This window comes from Intestinimonas butyriciproducens (genome assembly GCF_004154955.1).
GTDB lineage: Bacteria > Bacillota > Clostridia > Oscillospirales > Oscillospiraceae > Intestinimonas > Intestinimonas butyriciproducens.
In genome coordinates, this window is record NZ_CP011524.1 from 1,155,796 (window position 1) to 1,173,274 (window position 17,479).

13 protein-coding genes are annotated in these 17,479 nt (G+C 58.6%); 2 read left to right on the top strand and 11 right to left on the bottom strand.

What is annotated here, in order from left to right; all coding sequences use genetic code 11:
* Positions 1–62: 62 nt before the first annotated feature.
* The 3 genes from SRB521_RS05710 to SRB521_RS05720 all read right to left on the bottom strand — a co-directional run bounded on the left by SRB521_RS05710 (position 63) and on the right by SRB521_RS05720 (position 1,829).
* Positions 63–464 carry a hypothetical protein gene (locus SRB521_RS05710; RefSeq protein ID WP_116721925.1) on the bottom strand — a complete coding sequence of 134 codons (402 nt, stop codon included), beginning with the start codon at positions 462–464 and terminating at the stop codon, positions 63–65.
* Positions 465–540: 76 nt separating this feature from the next.
* Entirely contained in the window at positions 541–1,266 is a 726-nt protein-coding gene (locus SRB521_RS05715; protein WP_116721926.1) for a DUF4367 domain-containing protein, read from the bottom strand.
* A complete protein-coding gene (locus tag SRB521_RS05720) occupies positions 1,263–1,829 on the bottom strand; it encodes an RNA polymerase sigma factor (RefSeq protein ID WP_165366578.1) in 567 nt (188 codons plus the stop codon). The genes SRB521_RS05715 and SRB521_RS05720 overlap by 4 nt, the downstream gene beginning before the upstream one ends.
* Positions 1,830–2,073: 244 nt before the next feature.
* On the opposite strand from SRB521_RS05720, the gene SRB521_RS05725 reads away from it, so the two are divergent.
* Both SRB521_RS05725 and SRB521_RS05730 read left to right on the top strand, forming a co-directional pair.
* Positions 2,074–2,451: a helix-turn-helix domain-containing protein gene (locus tag SRB521_RS05725; RefSeq protein WP_116721928.1), complete on the top strand. Its 378-nt coding sequence runs from the start codon at positions 2,074–2,076 to the stop codon at positions 2,449–2,451.
* Entirely contained in the window at positions 2,448–2,891 is a 444-nt protein-coding gene (locus SRB521_RS05730; protein WP_116721929.1) for an RNA polymerase sigma factor, read from the top strand. The genes SRB521_RS05725 and SRB521_RS05730 overlap by 4 nt, the downstream gene beginning before the upstream one ends.
* A 144-nt stretch (positions 2,892–3,035) precedes the next feature.
* Here the strand turns inward: SRB521_RS05730 and SRB521_RS05735 are convergent, their stop codons facing one another.
* The 8 genes from SRB521_RS05735 to SRB521_RS05770 all read right to left on the bottom strand — a co-directional run bounded on the left by SRB521_RS05735 (position 3,036) and on the right by SRB521_RS05770 (position 17,473).
* The gene (locus tag SRB521_RS05735) at positions 3,036–5,108 is read right to left on the bottom strand and encodes a C40 family peptidase (RefSeq protein WP_116721930.1); all 2,073 of its coding nucleotides are present in this window, start codon (positions 5,106–5,108) and stop codon (positions 3,036–3,038) included.
* A gap of 66 nt (positions 5,109–5,174) precedes the next feature.
* Positions 5,175–5,438 (bottom strand): DUF6514 family protein, encoded by a 264-nt coding sequence (locus SRB521_RS05740; RefSeq protein ID WP_116721931.1) that lies wholly within the window; start codon positions 5,436–5,438, stop codon positions 5,175–5,177.
* 193 nt (positions 5,439–5,631) lie between these two features.
* Positions 5,632–7,956: a VirB4-like conjugal transfer ATPase, CD1110 family gene (locus SRB521_RS05745; RefSeq protein WP_116722081.1), complete on the bottom strand. Its 2,325-nt coding sequence runs from the start codon at positions 7,954–7,956 to the stop codon at positions 5,632–5,634.
* Positions 7,952–8,293 carry a PrgI family protein gene (locus tag SRB521_RS05750; protein WP_116721932.1) on the bottom strand — a complete coding sequence of 114 codons (342 nt, stop codon included), beginning with the start codon at positions 8,291–8,293 and terminating at the stop codon, positions 7,952–7,954. Before SRB521_RS05750 ends, SRB521_RS05745 begins: the two co-directional genes overlap by 5 nt.
* 366 nt (positions 8,294–8,659) lie before the next feature.
* Positions 8,660–9,499 (bottom strand): VirB6/TrbL-like conjugal transfer protein, CD1112 family, encoded by an 840-nt coding sequence (locus tag SRB521_RS05755; protein ID WP_116721933.1) that lies wholly within the window; start codon positions 9,497–9,499, stop codon positions 8,660–8,662.
* Positions 9,500–9,606: 107 nt separating this feature from the next.
* On the bottom strand, positions 9,607–9,915 hold the full coding sequence (locus SRB521_RS05760; RefSeq protein WP_242976540.1) for a TrbC/VirB2 family protein: 309 nt from the start codon (positions 9,913–9,915) through the stop codon (positions 9,607–9,609).
* The gene (locus tag SRB521_RS05765; RefSeq protein ID WP_242976541.1) at positions 9,912–11,681 is read right to left on the bottom strand and encodes a VirD4-like conjugal transfer protein, CD1115 family; all 1,770 of its coding nucleotides are present in this window, start codon (positions 11,679–11,681) and stop codon (positions 9,912–9,914) included. The genes SRB521_RS05760 and SRB521_RS05765 overlap by 4 nt, the downstream gene beginning before the upstream one ends.
* Before the next feature lie 44 nt (positions 11,682–11,725).
* Positions 11,726–17,473: a SpaA isopeptide-forming pilin-related protein gene (locus tag SRB521_RS05770; RefSeq protein ID WP_116721935.1), complete on the bottom strand. Its 5,748-nt coding sequence runs from the start codon at positions 17,471–17,473 to the stop codon at positions 11,726–11,728.
* Positions 17,474–17,479 lie beyond the last annotated feature (6 nt).

Sequence of the window (17,479 nt, forward strand, 5' to 3'; positions counted from 1 at the left end):
ATTCGCGCACACAAAAAAGGCGGGCACTCTTTGGGGAAAGAGTACCCGCCGTGGGCTGAACTTTAGAAGGATTTGACCGGGGAATCTTTGCTGGGAGTTTCGACAATTCTGCCGTTAGAATCTTTGACTTCCGCAGTGGTCGTCACTACATAATCGTGGCCGGACGTGACATAGTAAGTCCCGCCCGTGCTGACCATCCCTGTGCCGGAGTCGGTCCACGTCTTGATGGTCTCGCCATCCTGCTTGAGCTCGACGGTCAGGTCTACGGTATAGCCGCGGTTTACCTCGGCAGTTCCCTTGCACTTGGCGCCCCCGCCGGAAGAAATCGTTAAATAAGCCCCAATATCAGAAATGCCGGCATACCTGGGTTCCACCTGTGCAGCGTGCGCGCCGGCAAGACTTGCCGCGAAGATGCTGACAAGCAAGAACATGGAAAGGGTCGTGCGAACAAAGCGTTTTCTCATTTAAATTGCCTCCCTATTTCTATTTGGAGATCGCTAAAATAGGAGACACAAGATTTTAGAAAGTGCAACGACGTTTTTAATACCTGAGTTCTTGTGCCACATGGATCAGTTCATCCCTTGACACTTCTATACCAAGAACCTGTATAAACGCACTTTTATCCGTCGTCAACCAAACAAGCTGCTGCACATCTCCTTTTGTGATCAGCATTGCCTGTGCCCCATGAATTTCAATATGCTCTACCGCTGCATCCTCTGTATCAACACTTAAAACCAGTCCTTCACTCAAGGTATACTTAATTTTAATAGATTCATTGTCTGACTTTTGGTATAAATACCATGCAAACACATCATCTTTGCTGTGGTCTTCCAGGATATAGCCCTCCGGCAACCACCCGGTGGTCACTTCCGGGATCGTATCAGCCGATTGCCCATTTTCAACATAGAAATCTGTGCATTCCTCATAGACCTTGACAACCAGATTCATCGTATTGACCCGCACCGTTTCCGACGTTGCGAAGACCGCGGTAAACAGCATTGCGGCGACACCGGCCACCATGGCCACCCGACCAAAGACCTTTGCAGTGACCCGCCCCGCCGCACTGGCCTTCCGCTTTGCAAATTGCCTGCGGATCGTCCGCAGACATTCCCTGCTGATCTCCTCGGGTACTGCGGCATCCGGATCGTTTTTCAGCCGTTCATTTTCCTCCAGATATTTTTTCCCCTCGGCGGTCGCCACGTCATCCATCATAAGGGCAAAGAGCGCATCCTCGTACTGCTCTTGTAACTGCTCGCGTCTCGTCATCCAATCATACCTTCCTTCTCAGTCATCTGCTCAAAGGCCCGGCGGCGTGCCCGGGTCAGCTTCATCCTGATACTGCTTGGTTTGCACTTTAATAAAGAGGCCAGCTCTTGATCGGTATAGCCCCATACATACTTTCCCTCTAAAAGCGTGCGGTCGTCCTCCGGCAAGTGGGGCCACAGGCTCTGTAATAGCGCCATCCGTTCAGCCGAAATCGCCAAATCATCCATGGATGGGGCCACGGCCTCCAGTTCCGAAGATTCCGGCAAGTCTATGCTTACATTGTGTTCCACGCTTTTATTGCGCGCCCGAAGAAAATCAATGGAAGTGCTTCTAATAGTATAGACGATATAGCACGCCAAAGCGCAACGGTTCATGGAGCGAATCGTTGCACTTTTTTTGATCAGCTTTTCCATGGCATCCTGCACGATGTCCTTTTGGTCCGGTATAGCTTGGACGTATCTGCGTGCTGTAGAAAACATGAGCCGTTCAAAATCCTGATAAAGATTTTCCATAAAGGCCCGGTCTCCCTGGTCCTCCAAGGTGCTGATGATATATGCAATCAACCTATCTGCCTCCATGATACAGCTTTTTTTAATCTTTATTTATAAGGAGACGCTGAAACTAAGAATGTGCAACATGCAGGCGTTGAAATATGAATCAGTCTTTAATCACTGTTTTTGTCTGCACTCTAGTTATACTAAAATTTAATCAAAAATTCAAATAATAATTATTGTATTACTATTACTTTCTCCGCTTATTCCACAGCATACATATAATATTAATTATTATGGAACGGGAGCGGATCATATGGCCGGATTTGGCGAATTGCTGGCAGAACTGCGAAAGGACAAAAGTATGACCCAGCATGAGTTGGCCGATGTGCTTCACGTGTCCGTTGGTACGATTTCAAATTATGAAACTGGCGTACATTTCCCCGACATTGAGAAATTGGTTAATTTGGCCGATTTTTTTAATGTTACAACGGACTACCTGCTCGGACGCTGTGGGAGCAATTTGTCGCCGGATGTTTTCAAAAATATGGTGACGGAAGAGAAGACAGTAGGGGACATCATCACCGCACTCCAACAGCTTCCGGAAGAACGAAAACGCATATTGACGCAGATCATAGATGATATGGAGTTCCGCATGGCGATCAACCGCTACAACAAAAAGGAGCGCCAATGATACCGTATTGCATTTTGGTCATCGAAGACGATGATGACCGAGCTTTTATGGAGGACCTTTTCCTCCAATACAAAAAGCTCATGTATAAGGAAATCAACAATATTGTAAAGGACCCGTGGAACGCTGAGGATGTGATGCAGTCCGCCTTGATAAAACTCATTGATAAAATCTCTCTATTGCGAAGCCAAGGCCGGGATCAGCGCGTCAACTATATCATTACGACCTGCAAAAATACGGCGCTGAATTATGTGCGCGACAATGCGCGTCCCAACGATTCTCCCTATGAGGACTATCTGGATGTATCTGATTTTGCCAACGACGGTCACGCGATTGAGATGCGCCTGATGAAAAAGGAAGAACTGGAGCGCTTGGCCCGTGCCTGGCCCAAATTGGATGCGCGGAGCCGCCACTTGCTGGAGGGCTACTACATCTTATCTTGACCAACACTTGCGTCCGCAACTAATAATGATAAATCAAGTATTGAACAAATTACCATGATATGCGGGGAGGCTTCTGTGCGCTACCCAATCAATTGCAGTATATAAAACTATCCCCGTACCCATCCAGATAGTGCGGGGGTAGCTTTATAATGCAGTCCGATTTGGACTTTGTTTTCGGCAATCTTTTCGGGCTAAAACATCCGGCCTGCCGATGGCGGTAAAGCCGGTAGCAGCGCAGTCGGTGATGACCACGTTATTCTGCGAGTAAGAACAGTGGCAGACCAGAATTCCGCCGTCGGCGCTCCTGCCTATGACGAGGCCGACGTGGGAGGCGTCGGGGAACAGAGCGATGTCGCCGGGGAGGGAGTCGGCCCAGTCTAATTCGGTGAGGTTGGCCCCGATGTACCAATGGCCGTCACTGGGAAGTCCGGCGTTGCGGAAGGCCCAGTTAAGGAATCCCGTGCAGTCCAGGCCGTAGGGCAGGTACATCCCCGTGCTGGAGCTCTCCGACGAAGTCACCTTCTGGAGCGTTCCCCAGCGGCTATCCCAGCCTATGGCGGAGGATTTTCCGCCCCAAAAGTAGGGGACCTTTCCCACCAGTCGGAGGGCGGCCTCCACGACGGCCCGCCGCTCCGGGGCCAGGCCCTCCGGGAGGTTTTCCAATACCTCCTGGGGCGTATAGTCGGAGACGGCAAGATTCGTAGAAAGCTCACCCAACAGCTCCCGCTCCCCCAAAAGTTCGGCCAGAGCCTCCTGTTCCTGAGCGTCAAAACCGTAGGCGGCAATCATGGCGTCTGCGGTTTTGTTTTCTATATAGAGGTGCAGGATATACTCGGTCCAGCTATCGTCCACCCCGTCCAGCGGATCGCTGTCTTCGTGGTAGACTTCCTCTACCTGGGGCCGGACCGGATTTATGTCCCCAAACACGGCCTCCAGGCGCTCCACCCTGTCGGCGTCCAGCTCTGCCACATCGGCGGCGTTCTCCCCGTCATAGAGGGCGGTCTTCACCGCGAACACGGCCAGGACCTCGGGCCAGTCCGTGGTGGAGCCGTGGAGCTGGATGCTGTCGTAGTCCCTGGCGGATTGAAGCTCGTTCAGGTAGTCGCTGAAGGCCGTGTTCACCGTGCCCACGGCCACGGCCAGGGAGACAGAATCGGGGTTTGCCGCCTCGCCGGAGAAGAGGATGCCGAAGGGCGAGGCTACCAGGGCCCCTATCACGGCTACCGCCGACAGGATCACCACCAGCACACCTCCGCCCAGAAGGCCCATGAGGGAACCCGCCATGGCGGTCACGGCCCGGACTACGGCCTTCCCCACCTTCACGGCCACATTGGCGGTCGTTTTGGCGGCGCGCTGTGCCTGCGCCGCCGTCGGCCGGGAGGCCCGTTTGGCAGCTTGCTGTTTCGCCTTCTGGCGCAGGCTGGCGGCGGCTGGGTTGGTCCGCGGGAGCCCCGCTTGTTTTTGGCCAGGGGCTTTCGGAGGCATGGGGGCTTTGTGAGATGGTGTAGCAATGTGGGGTTGCGGCCCCGTCTTGGGCCGTGCAGGGACCATTGGGGACGATTGGGGTACCCGGCCACGTGGGGCACCCGGGGCCGTTTTGGGCCGGGGCAAATCCGCCATAGGGGTATCTGGATAACCTGGCGGGGCCGATACAGGCCCGCTTCCGCCGCGATGGTAGGCCCGCTCCTTAGCAAGCTCCAGCTTGGCCATCTGCCTGGGATCCTGATGGCCGCTCATCCGCAGATGCTCTCTAGAGTAGACCTCGGCGGATAAGGAGACTGTATGACGGCGTTCTACAGGCCGGGGTGAAGTTGGACGGAATTCGGCGGAATCCGGGTGTCCGGTCACATCCTGAATCTGCTCCCTGGGCACTTGTCCAGTCGCTGACGGCCCCGGTCCTGATTGTCCTTCCGGCCCTGCGGCGGCCTGCGCGTCAGCTTCGGCGGAGGCCCTGCGGCGGGCCCTCTCCTTTTTCTCCCGCCGGATATGGCGAAGGCCCCGCCCTGCGGCGTCCGCCGTATAACTGGCTGTGCCCTCCACCGTGCCCTCCACCCAATCCGTGACATACCTGGTCTCCCTCTCATCCTCCGGCTGGCTGCGGGTCTGTTGGGCGGCGTACTGCTTTTTTAAGAGGCGGCCGATCTCCTTCGGGGCCAGGGCGGCCCGCTCCAGGAGCTTGGGCTTACCGCACGCTTTCTTTTCCTTGGGTTTCGGCATAACATATCCCTCCATAGATAGAACTTGCCCCCGCCCCAACCGGGCGGGGGCAAGCTGCGTCCGGCCCTACAGCCAGTCGGCCAACACATCAGGCAGGCCGGTGGGCGTGACCACGTTCCGGGTGAGCAGGGCGATGAGCTCGTTGATACGGGAGAAGTCCACCGTAACGCCGGGGACGGTCGTTCCTTTGCCGGTCCCGTGCTCCGTGATCTTGACCCCGTAGTTCTCCAGTCCGCCGGGCAGCTCTTCGATCAGGATGGAGTAGTCGTACTCGCTGGCCGCGCCGTCTTCCCCGGCGGCTGTACAGGTCTCCACGAAAAGTTCTCTCATGGGGGTTCCCTCCTTATGTTTGATGCTTCCATCATAAGGGCTGACCCCGCTGCTGTACAGATATGCCCATGGACGGCAATCGACGCCTCCGCGCACGGCGCGGCGCTCTGCCGTCGAACAGGTCGAGCGACATAGCGCCACAGGGCCCGGCCGCGGCGTTTTCCGTCCAAACTTTGGACAGAAAAATCCAGCCCTATTTCTCTCCCGGCGTGGTGGACATGAGCCGGTAGAGCTCGGTGTCCCTGGGAAACTCGTTCTGGAAGGGCACGATGGAGCCGCCCACCTTGACCAGACCGCAGCCCACGTCGGCGTTGGTGATGTAGGAGAGCTGGGTATCGGAGATATGCAGGAGCCGGGCCAGCTCCGACCGGTCGGTGGGGGCCTGATTGAGCATGACCAGGAACTCGCTGTTGGCGAACATGAGCCGGGCGGTATCGGAGCGGAGACATTCCTCCACGTTTTGGGTGATCAAGGTCATCATCCCTCCCAGCTTGCGCAGGCGCTTCCAAAATTTATAGAGCACCTGGGCGCTGTACTGGTACAGGAAATAGAGGTATCCCTCGTCGATGTAGATACGGGTGAAGCGTCCACGGGCCTTGTTCTCCACCACGCGGTTTTCCAGAGCGTTGAGCATGACCAGCATCCCCAGGGGCCGCAGGTGGTCCCCCAGGCCGAACATGTCGAAGCCTATGATGCGCCGGGACATATCCACGTTGGTCTCATGGGCGAACAGGTCCAGGCTGCCGTCGGAGAAGAGCTCCAGGGCTAGGGCCATCTCCTGGGCCTCCGGCTCCGGCTGGCGCAGGAGCTCCGCCCGGAAGTCCGGCAGGGTGGGCTCCGGGCCCTCGTACTTCTTGATGTAAGCCCGGAAGACGTTGGCGGTGCAGCGGTCCAGGATGGATTTGTGCTTGGGCCCCAGCTTGTCCGCCCCCATGAGCTGCTCGAAGACGCTCATCATAAACTCGGATTTGAGGATGACCGGGTTCTCCTCCTTGCCATGGCCCTTGTGCATAGCTAGGGCGTTGATGTGGTGGGGGCTGCCCGGTTCCAGTGTGACCACCTCGCCGCCCAGGGCCCAGACGAGGGGCCCGAACTCCCGCTCCGGGTCCACCACCAGAATATCATCGTCGGTGGAGAGGGCGGCCAGGGTCAGCTCCTCCTTCACGGAAAAGCTCTTGCCGGACCCGGAAACGCCCAGCCAGAAGCCGTGGCCGTTCTGGAGCTTTTTCCTGTCGCAGATGAGGAGGTTCTTGCTCACGGCATTGACTCCATAGTACAGCCCCCCGGTGTCCTGGATCTCCTGGACCTTGAAGGGCATGAGCACGGCCACGCTCTCGGTGGTGAGGGTACGGCGGGCGTGGATGCGGCGCAGGCCGTAAGGCAGAACGGTGTTCAGACCGTCCTCCTGCTCATAGTTAAGCACGCCCAGCTCGCAGGAGTGCTTCTGCGCGATGGAGACAATGGAGGCGGTGTCGGCGTCCAGCTCCTCCAGCGTGCCGGCGGTGTGGACCAGAGTAACATCGCAGAGCATCATACGCTGGTCCCGGGTGGTGAGATCATCCAAAAATTCCTTGGCCTCCCGCCGGAACTGCTCCAGCTCGTAGGGAATGCCCGCGGAAAAGCTGTTGTTGGCGATCTGACGCTGTTCGGTGCGGGTGATCTCGGTCTCCACGCCCAGGATGCGGTTCTGCACGTCCTTGACCGCCTCCCCCATGGGGACCGGGAGGATGTCGATGGAGAGCATGAGGTCCCTGGAGAAATCCGAGAGCTCGGTGAGCATGGTGTCCTTGACGTAGCTGGCGTACTCCCGGAGGAAGAGCACCCGGCCCACCTTATCACCTACTTCAAAATAGCTCCGCTTGAACAAAAGACTGTCCGGGCACACGTAGTCCCGGAAGTCGTGGCCCTTGCGCATGGTCTCGGCGGGATCGAAATGGAAATACTGCTCCCAACCGGGCCGGAAGAAGCTGTGCAGGATACGCAGCCGGTCCTGGTTGCTGAGGGGCCAGGCCCCAGAGGAGAGCTTGGCAAACCCTCGGGATAGCTCCGCGTCCATCCGGGCAAAAAAGGTGCGGGCCTCCTCAATGTCCTTCCTGGCCGTGGAAATGGTGAGGTATTTATCCTGAACCAGATTGTTGCTCTCCGCCGCCCGGTTCAGGAGGATGCGGTTATACTCCCTGCGGTACTTGTCCAGGGCGTCGCCCTGCTCCTTCTGAAGCACGGTGCGTTCAAAGCTGTGGGGGTCCATGCGGCGGTTGGAGATGGTGATCTTGGCCACGGCGTCGGCGGGCAGGCTGTTGAGCAGGCCTGAGTAGGCCATGAACATGTTAAGCTGGTCCTCATGGGAGGCCACGGCGTAGTTGATGTCGGCAAAGCGCCATGTCCGACTGAACCGCTCCGCCACCTTCCAGATGCCGTCCCGGTAGATGCACCCCACGGGGATGGACTTCTGAACGCTCCGGGGAATGGTGAAACGGCCCCAGTCGCTCCTGTCCGCCCCTTTCGTCACCTTTTTAATGATGGCGGCCTCCCTTCCCGTCCAGGGCCTTCTCGTACAGGTTTTCCGCCCGAAAGGTGCGGGGGCCTGCGCAGAGCAGCTCCGTCTTGATGACCGCCCAGGCAAACTGTTCAAAGCTCATACCGTTGTAGCTGAAAAAGCCGGCGGCGGCCAGAGGGCCCGCAGCCAGGATGCACAGCCAGCTTGCCGCCCGGCTCCCCAGCGGGTCCCGGAGGAGAAAGTACACGCCTATGGCCGCGCCTACAGCCAGGAGGGAGCAGAAGAACTGCCGGACCGTGAGGCCAAAAAACACGTTTTCCTTGTGCTGGCGTATCTCCTTATTGATTTTGATTTCCATTACATAACCTCGCATATTCGATTGTTTTACGTTGAAACGAATGTGGATTTTCGCAAAGCCTGTGCTACAATTAGCGTAGAAAATGTTTTGAGCGGCGGAGGATGAAAAGATGAGTAAAGATAAGAAGAAATTGCAGACTGTATCAACTGAAAGATTAGCCCCTTCTCATTTGGCTGATAACGAGTTAACGAGTTAACAAAAGGGAAAGAAATAATCGACAAGTTAAAAAATAGGGAGGTTGATTGCATACCCCCAAATGGCTCAACAACAAATGATTTCATGATTGCAGATGTTCCCCAAACTGCCCGAAAGGCAATTGGGGCGTATACTGGTAAAAGTCAATCGAAGGTCTCAAAGGAAATAGACTTATAGCCCAAACATCTCCTTTACCACCCGGTCCGCGCCCTTGACCAGCCCCACCAAGATGAGCATATTGAAGATGGTGGAGGCGATGTAATCCCAAGCCATCGTCACCACGTCGGCCCCCGCGTCCACGGTTGGGCCGCCGCTCTCGGAGAAGGCGGAAAAGATAAGACAGGCCAGGACGATGACCGCCCCCTCCATGCACATGCCGATATAGCCCTTGACGAAGGCTTTTCCGGTCCCTGCTGTGGTCTCAGCGGCAAAGGTGGACAGGGGGATGGGGGCCAGGGCGGTGTAGAGGTAGATCTTAAAAAATCTGCCGTACACCGTCATAATGAGGAGGAAGCTCATAACGGTAATGAACAGGCTGCCCAGGAGGGAGACCAGCCAAAGGGGGATGCTCTGCAAGAATCCAACCTCCTCGATGGCGGTCACGATCTCCTCCGGCAGGGTGACGCTTGCCCCGGCCATGCCGCCCACATGGCCCATGACGGACTGAACGATGCCCCCGCAGACGGTGAAGATGGCCGTCATAAGGTCCATACAGTAGCTAACGGCGGTCTTGGCCGCCACGAAGCGGATAAAGAATTTCAAGGCGTTTTCCGGCCTCTGGAGCTCCCGGAAGTTGGCCGTGGCGGAAAAGATACCCACGGCAAAGAAGAGGACCAGGAGCCCATAGCCCACGGCCTTGAGGCCGTCGTTGATATCGACCATCACGTCCCAGATGCCGCCGCCCCGGAAGTCCTGGGGGGTGGTAGTCAGCAGGGACCATATCTCGGTCAGCTTGTCATTCCAGATGTCAAAGGCGTTTTGCAGAGCGCCTACGATCCAGTTGTCGCTGATGTCGGTTCACCTCCATGCCGCAAAATCGTGTCCCAGCTTTGGACAGGATTCTGCGGCCATCCGATATAAAAGGCGGGGCCGCCCAGTGAGGACAGCCCCGCGCTGTGTTACCCCATGATGGAGTCCAGGATTGGCTTGGCGAAGGCGATCAGGAGCCCACCGAAGAAGCACATGAAGCCCTGGGCCCGCTGGCCCGCGTCGTGGCCCTTGAGGCTGAGGCCGATCTGCACGATGCCAAAGCCCAACAGGATCACGCCGATGGCCTGGATACACTGGAATACAAAGTCACTCAGGTTATTGACCACCTGGAGGGGGTCGCCCTCCACGGCCAGGGCGGGGACGGTGAGGCAGAGGGGCAGAAGCGCGGCGGTAAGCAGAGCCTTAAATGCCCTGCGGGTACAGTCGGTATGTTTCATGCTGGTTCCTCCCATTCGATGATTTCAATCTCGTCAATGCCGGAAAAGGGAAAGTCCAGGTCCGCCATGGAAAAGTTAAGGCCCGGAGCGTGGAGGTAGGGGGCGGCCCCACCGTCCTCAGTGAGGGCAATATTGGGGTGCTTTAGGAGGTCATACTTTTGATCCATCACGGGCCGCTCCCCGCGGATGAAGAGCAGGGCGTAGTCGTTGTCCAGCATCCGCACCTCGTCGGGAGTCATGAGCTCCCGCCCGGCGTTCTGGAAGTTGGTGGAGCTGGAGCCGCTGCGCCCCCTGGTCTCCCCTCGCGTCTGCGTGTCGATGGTCTGCTTGCCCAGGAGCTTGGAGATGTACTCATGGGTGCTCTGCTCATTCCCCCCGAGGTAGAGCAGACTGTCCGCGTTGCCGATGATGCCCTCCCAGTCATTTTTGAACAGGGCCTTGAGCTGGCTGATGTTCTGGAGGACGATGACGGAGGAGATCTCCCGGGAGCGCATGGTGGACTGGAGGCGTGTAAAGGAATCGGGCAGGGCCACGTTGCTGAACTCATCCATCAAGAGCCGCACATGGACGGGCAGCCTGCCGCCGTGTACCTTGTCCGCCTGATAGTAGAGGGCCTGGAAGGCGCAGGTATAGAGCATCCCCACCAGAAAATTCAAGGTGTCGTCTGAGTCCGGGATGACGCAGAACACCACCTGTTTCCGCTCTCCCAGCCGGGAGAGCTCCATATCGTCCCGGCTGGTGATGCGCTTGATGGAGGGCAGGGTAAAGGGGGCCAGACGGACGGCGGCGGTGACGAGGATGCTCCGGGCCGTGCGGGCCTCGGCCTGCTTGAAAATCTTGTACTGCCGCACGGCCAGGTGGTCCGGGTCCTCCTCCTCCAGCGCGGCGAACAGGAGGTCCAGGGGGCTTTGATAGTCCGGGTCGTCCTCCCGCACGTCCGCGTTTTCAATCATGTAGGTCATGGTCTCGAAGTTCTGCTCCTCGGGCGGGGCCTCATGGAGCAGGTAGAGCATGAGGGCGGTGTCCAGGGCGGTCTCCGATTTGGACCAAAACGGATCGCTCTCATGGGCCCCCTTGGGCGTGGTGTTTTTGATAAAATTGCGAATGAGCTTGAGCACGTCCTTATCGTCCTGGACATAGGCAAAGGGATTGAAGCAGTCCGAGCGGTCCGGGTCGATAAGGTCCAGCACCTTCACGGTGTAGCTCATCTCCGCCAGGAGCGGTCCCACCGCACGTAAAATCTCGGATTTGGGGTCGGTGACGATATAGGAGCAGTTGGCCAGCATCAAGTTAGGCTTGATGAAAAATCGGGTCTTGCCCGCGCCGGAGCCGCCTACCACGATCTCCAAGAGGTTGCGGCGGTGCTTGTGGCTGTCCAGGCTCATGCGTACATGCTGTGTGAGGATGACGTTGTTCTCGGGGCGTTTGCGGTCGGCGTACTTGGCGTCGAGCTGGGCCGGGCTGCCCCATCTGGCGGAGCCGTGCTCCTCTCCAAAGCGGGTGGTGCGCCGGGTTGCGTAGTACATGCCCACGCCGCAGCCGTACAGAACCAGGGCTCCGGCCAGGAATTTCAGCGTGTGGGGCGTCCAGCGGATGTCAAAGGGGTGCTGGAGCGTCACCATGAAACGGTCCATGAGCATAAAGAGGTCTATGCCGTCGGTATAGGCATAGGCCAGGATAGCCGCTGCCCACAGCACGGGAACAGAGAGCGCCGCCCAGGTGAGGGCGGCGCTCTTCCAGCTCGTATCGGTATGGTTCGCTTTCACGTCCGGCTCCTATCTGTCCAAACTTGGGACACGATGCGCGGCGCTCAATAGCCTGTCCTGGGCAGGGGCACGGGCTTGCCGTAAACGGCTGTCACCCAGCGGGCCACCGCCTGGACCCACACCCCGTTGAAGACGCCGCCCGCCTCCGCCGTGTTGGTGAAGCTGGAGCCAGGGGCAAGGCCGGGCAGAGCCGTGGTATAGAGATAGGGGATATCCACTTGGGCGAAGCCTGCCGGGACCTGTCCGAATACGCACATGAGCTCCGTCACCTTCTCGTTGACGGCCAGCCCCAGGGCGGCGGGAGAGGCATCCAGAGTATGGTTTTTCGTCGTGCTCAGGCTGTCGGCCAGGGTACGGTAGTCCCCGCCGTTCACCCGGTAGACGATCTTATAGGTGAGGGACTTGTTATAAGTGCCCGTCACCACCTGCTCCAGCCGGACGGCTGAGGGCAGGTAGTCCCTCCAGTAGAAGGAACTGAGAGGCACGGTGGAGGTGTTGGCGATGTCCCGGAGGACATATCGGACAGGTTGGCCGCTCATGGCCTCCCTGGGGCCTGTCTTGTCGATGCTCACTCCCGTGCTCACGCTCTTGTTGGCCATCTCCAGCCGGACGATCTGGCCGGAGTGATCCAGATAGACGGTCACGGGTGTTCCGTCCAGAGAGTAGTAGGCCGGGGCCTGAACCTCCCGGATGGTGTAGCGGTCCAGCGGTAGAGGCTGGGACACGGCTAATCCATTGCTCCCGCTGACGATGGTGTCCATCACATTTCCCGCCTTATCGTAGACCTCGAACCGGGCCCCCTCAAGGCCCGTTCCGGCGGGCAGGCCGTTGATGGGGTTATCATCGGCGGACTTTTTTGCGATCTGGATTTGTCCCGTGATGGGGGTGTTCTTCCAAGTGATTTCCGTGGTTTCGCCGGGCTTGACATAGACCGTCTTTAACCTCACATCCACTACATAACCAGGGGCCTCAAGTTCCCGCAAATATACCCGGCCGGAGAAGTCCAGCGTGTCCACGTAGGCGTACCCGCGTTGATCCGTAGTGAACTGGTCCACAGGGTTGTGCTGGCCGTCATAGAGAAGGAAGGTCACGTCGGGGATGCCTTTCCCGGTCACGCTATCTACCTTGTGAATGAGTATGCCGGAAAAAGCGGTGTTTTTTACAATCAGCTCCGTGACGGCTCCATCCTCCACGGTGAAGTAATGGGGCGTGGGGTCCAGCTTGTACTCCTTAGGGCAGGAGACCTCCAGAGCGTAGTAGTCCCCGGCCTCCAGGTCCACGTGGACGCGGCCCCGCCTGTCCGTGATCACGGTATCCACCAGCCCGCCGTTCATCCGGTGGATTTCGAATTCCACATCCGGGATGCGTACACTCCGATTGTCCGCATCCACCTTGGTAAGCTCCAGGCCGCCCTCCCGCCGGTTGTGGAAGGTGAGCGTTTGAGCCTCGCCTTCCTTAATCAGGATGCTCTGTGGCGTGCCGTCCAACACGAAGCCCCCGGCGGTTCTGGTCTCCCTGGCTGTAACGGTCGTACCAGGTGTAAGCCCGGTGATGACGATGCACCCGTTGCGGTCGGTGGTATACTCGCCGTTGTTGGGGCCTACCACGGCACCGCTACTGTCCGTGACCAGGAAGGTGACGCCCCGGATGGGGGTGGTGGTGCCCTCGACGTACTTTTGGATGGTGAGGGTGCTGGTGGGGGTGTTTTCGAAGGTCAGCGTCTGAGTATCGTTGGTATTGATTACTACCGTCTGCGGTGTGGGATCCTTCATGTACCCCGAAGGGGCCTGCTCCTCCGCTACCACCAGCGTACCGGGCTCCAGCCCGGAAATGACGATTTGGCCGTTGGCGTCCGTGGTATAGAGCCCATTGGAGGAGACCGCCCCGCCCGCGTTGGGAATCAATTCGCCATTTGAAGCCGTCACCTTGAAGGTGGCCCCCGCCAGGGGCTTCTTGGTCTTGCTGTCCCGTTTGACGATAATCAGCGTTCCCTTGGGAGCGTTGTCAAAGGTGAGGCTGTTGGTCATACCGCTCTGAACTGTGATGCTCTTGGGCTCCCAATCCCTCACGTAGCCGACAGGGGCCTGTTCCTCACGGACGATGATAGTCTGGCCAGGGGTGAGACCGGTAATGGAAACGAGCCCGTCGTCCCCGCTTGTGTACCGTCCGTTGTTGGGGCCGATAGGCGCGCTTGCGCCGTCTGTTACCAGGAACTGCGCCCCAGCCAGAGGCTGTTTGGTGGCGCTGTCCCGCTTTAGGATGGTGAGGTCACACAGGGGCTTGTTGTAAAAGTGGAGCGTGTGGGTCTCCCCTGCCTCCACGCGGACGGTCTGCGGCGTGCCGTCCAGGGCGTAGCCCGCCGGGGCCCGTAGCTCCTTGACGATGACGGTCGTACCCGCCGTGAGGTCTGAAATGAGAATAGCGCCATTTTTGTCAGTAGTGAACGCGCCGTTGCCCGTGCCGATCACCGCGCCCTTATCGTCCGTCACCATGAACACGGCCCCGGCCAGAGGCGTATGCCCGGTGCCGTCGGCCAGCTTTTTGATAAGCACGGCCCCGTGGGGCTGGTTGCCAATGTAAAGCTTCACCACATCCTGGTCCTCGCCGGAGAGGTAGGCCGTCTGTGGGGCGGAGTCGATGGTGTAATGGGGGCTGCTCCGAACCTCTTCCACCACGTAAGCCCCGGCCTTTAGGCCCGTCACCACAAAGCTGCCGTTGGCGGAGGTCTTATAGCTGCCAATGACCGTGCCCCCCGTGCCGCTGGTGCCGCCCAGGTAACGGACCTCAAAGACGGCCCCCTCCAGGGCAGCTCCCGTCTTCTCGTCGTATTTGTAGACTACCAAAGCGGACAGCGGAACGTTCTGGAAGGTAAGTGCCTTGCCCTCTCCACCCTTGATGTAGCACTCCTGGGTATCCGGGGCCTTTATGGCGTAGCCCTTGGCGGGCTCCAGCTCCGTCACCTTGTACCAGCCATCCTGGAGGCCGGTCAGTTCGATGCGCCCCGACTCGTCGGTGAAGAAGGTCCCCAGGCTGTTAAGCTCCCCGGTGGTGGTGTCGTTGCTGCCGTACCAAATTTCAAATTTGGCCCTCTGGATGGGGTCCCCGGTGATGCTGTCCAGCTTTTCAATGACCAGGGACGGCTTTTTGTGGTTTTCAAAGTAAATGTCGCTGTTTCGATTGGGGTACAGGGTGATGAGCTGGCTAGGAGCGTCCAGGAGGTAGGTGGCCGGGACCGATTTCTCGGCTACCTCGTAGACGATGGGCAGGAGATTTTCCAGAGTGGCCGTGCCGTCCGGCCCGGCCTCCACCTCGTTGACGGTATGGCCGTCTGCGGCCTTAACGGTGAACACGGCCCCGGCCACGGGGGCCCCGGTGTCGGCGTCGCTCTTGTGGATGGTGAGGGAAGGCCGCATGTCGTTGTTGAGCACGATAGTGCTTGTTCGCCCGGCGAAGAGCTCCACGTGATGCTCCACTGGGTCGAGCAGGTGGTCCTCCCTGGTGGCAGTCTCCTTCACCGAGTACACGCCGGGAGCAAGGTCGGCAATGAGAATCTCGCCCTGGGCGTTGGTGGTGCGGTCCAGGTAATGGCTGCCGTCCTCGATTTTGGCGATGCGGAAGGTGACGCCGGGGAGCGGGGAGCCGTCTGCGCTGAGCTTTATAAGTCTCAAGCTTGGACGGATTGCGTTGGTGAACACGAACTGCTCGTCGTGATTGGGGCGGAGCTGGATGATGCGCTGGGCCTCGTCGATGATATACCCCGCGCAGGATTTTTCCGTCACCATATACGCGCCTGGGTCCAGCTCAGCCAAGTCAATTTCCCCGTGCTCGTCGGTGGTGAACTCACGGGGGCCGAAGCTGCCGTCCACGGACCTGATCTCAAACACGGCGTTGGGTATTACCATGGAGGGGTCCGCTGCGTCCACCTTCACCAGATGGATGCCGGGCTTGCGGTCATTGTAAAAATAGAGGGTTTTAATACCCTCCCCGGCCCTCAGCCCCACCTCCTGTGGGATGGGGTCCTTGATATGGCCGCTGCCCCCGGCGTCCTCCTCTTCCACACGGTAGGTGCCGGGCCGCAGGTCAGTCAGGACGATCTCCCCCAGAGCGTCGGTCTCGTAGCTCCCCAGCAGCTCGGCGTCCCGGTAGACCCGGAAGGACACGCCGGGCATGGTGGCGTGGGTCTCCCGGTCGTACTTGACGATCCGAAGGCCGGGGAGCGCATCGTTTTTCAGCGTGAAGACAACGGTCTCCCCGGTAACGACGGTGGCGGTGTAGGTCTGCGGGTCCTTCTGCCATCCCTCCGGGGCGGACAGCTCCAGGATTTCGTAAGCGCCCGGTTTTAAGCCGGAGAACGTATAAGAGCCGCCCGTCCCGGTGATCCCGGTATGGGTGGCTCCCGATTCTATATGCTTGATTTGTACCCTGGCCCCGGCCAGGCTGTCCCCGGTGTCGGCGTCGATCTTTTCTATGCGGAGGTTCCCATAGGGGGCGTTGTGGAAGGCGGCGGTGGCCGTCTGGCCGTATGTTACTGTGACGTTTTGAGCGGGCTCTTCTGACAGCAGATATCCCTTTGGGGCCACGCGCTCATAAACGGTATAATTTCCGACTGTGGTAAGGGGTATGGTGATAGTACCGTTCGCCCCGGTGGTGTAGATACCGATGGTATCCCCGGAGGGCCCCACCACCTCAAAGGAGGCCCCGGCCAGGGGCCGGTCCGTCCCCTCATCCAGCTTGACGATCTTCAAAGCGGTATCAGGGGTGTCCGGCGGCGGGGGTGTGGAGCTGTCTTCAAATTTGCTGATGGCCGTCCGCAGCAGAGTGGTCTGCGGGTCGGTGTCGCAGAGATAGCTTTGGAGATTTCCGTACTTGTCCTTTTCTTGGCACAGTGCATAAAAGACGGCATATTTGTAGACCTCGGCGGTCAGGGCGAGTTGGACGCTGCCGTTTTCACCCTGCACACTCTCAGCGGGATACAGCACCTTAAATTTTCCGTTGTAGCTCCCGCCGTTGGGCATCACCAGGAGCGTATCTATATCCTTGTTGTCCATATCCGTGATACGTGCGCCCTGGGGCACATCGTTGGGGGTCTGAAATTTGATATGGACGGCATAGTCGCATACCCAAGTGTCCGACGTGACGGTGAAAACCTGCTGCTTATATGCCTTGCCGTCGATGGTGACGGGGTAGGCGGTCTCCCGGTCCGGGGTGGTGGTGAGCCGGGGCTCCGGGACGGAGCCCCAGGCCATGCCCCGATTATAGATGTCCACGGCGGCGGCCAAGAGCCGTTCGCCTCTCTCGCGCTCTATGCCGGACAGTCCGGGGGCAACCGTCACCTTGGAGATATCCCATTCAGGAATGAGATAGCACCACAAAGCGATCTTTCCGGCGTAGAAGGCTTGGTATAGGTTGTCCAGCTTGAGCTCTTGCAGGGAGCGGTGCGGGTACATGTTGGCGACGAGACCCACCACCTTCGGGTCGCTGGCCCGCTCCTCTGCCAGATACTCGATGCTCTCTCCCTTTCCCACCGTCTGCGGGACACCGTGCTGCGACGGGTTGACGCAATATGCGGGGATCTCTTTCATCTCACCCGAAGTAGAATCTGGAAACAGGAAGTAAGTATATTCCTGCTTCTGTACCTTGCCATTGACAGCAAGATACGCCATGGGAAAGCCGCCGCTGAAAATGCCGACCTCCCCCAGCGCCTCGTCCGGGGTTTCCGCCGCGCCGGCAGACGTGCAGAAAAGCGGCAGGACGATAGACAGTGCGAGTAGGATACTGATGATTCGCTTCATAGGATG

What these genes read in the sequence shown, in the direction of transcription:
- SRB521_RS05710 (WP_116721925.1), bottom strand. Translation starts at nt 464, where the DNA reads ATGAGAAAACGCTTTGTTCGCACGACCCTTTCCATGTTCTTGCTTGTC.
- SRB521_RS05715 (WP_116721926.1), bottom strand. Translation starts at nt 1,266, where the DNA reads ATGACGAGACGCGAGCAGTTACAAGAGCAGTACGAGGATGCGCTCTTT.
- SRB521_RS05725 (WP_116721928.1), top strand. Translation starts at nt 2,074, where the DNA reads ATGGCCGGATTTGGCGAATTGCTGGCAGAACTGCGAAAGGACAAAAGT.
- SRB521_RS05730 (WP_116721929.1), top strand. Translation starts at nt 2,448, where the DNA reads ATGATACCGTATTGCATTTTGGTCATCGAAGACGATGATGACCGAGCT.
- SRB521_RS05735 (WP_116721930.1), bottom strand. Translation starts at nt 5,108, where the DNA reads ATGCCGAAACCCAAGGAAAAGAAAGCGTGCGGTAAGCCCAAGCTCCTG.
- SRB521_RS05740 (WP_116721931.1), bottom strand. Translation starts at nt 5,438, where the DNA reads ATGAGAGAACTTTTCGTGGAGACCTGTACAGCCGCCGGGGAAGACGGC.
- SRB521_RS05750 (WP_116721932.1), bottom strand. Translation starts at nt 8,293, where the DNA reads ATGGAAATCAAAATCAATAAGGAGATACGCCAGCACAAGGAAAACGTG.
- SRB521_RS05760 (WP_242976540.1), bottom strand. Translation starts at nt 9,915, where the DNA reads ATGAAACATACCGACTGTACCCGCAGGGCATTTAAGGCTCTGCTTACC.
- SRB521_RS05770 (WP_116721935.1), bottom strand. Translation starts at nt 17,473, where the DNA reads ATGAAGCGAATCATCAGTATCCTACTCGCACTGTCTATCGTCCTGCCG.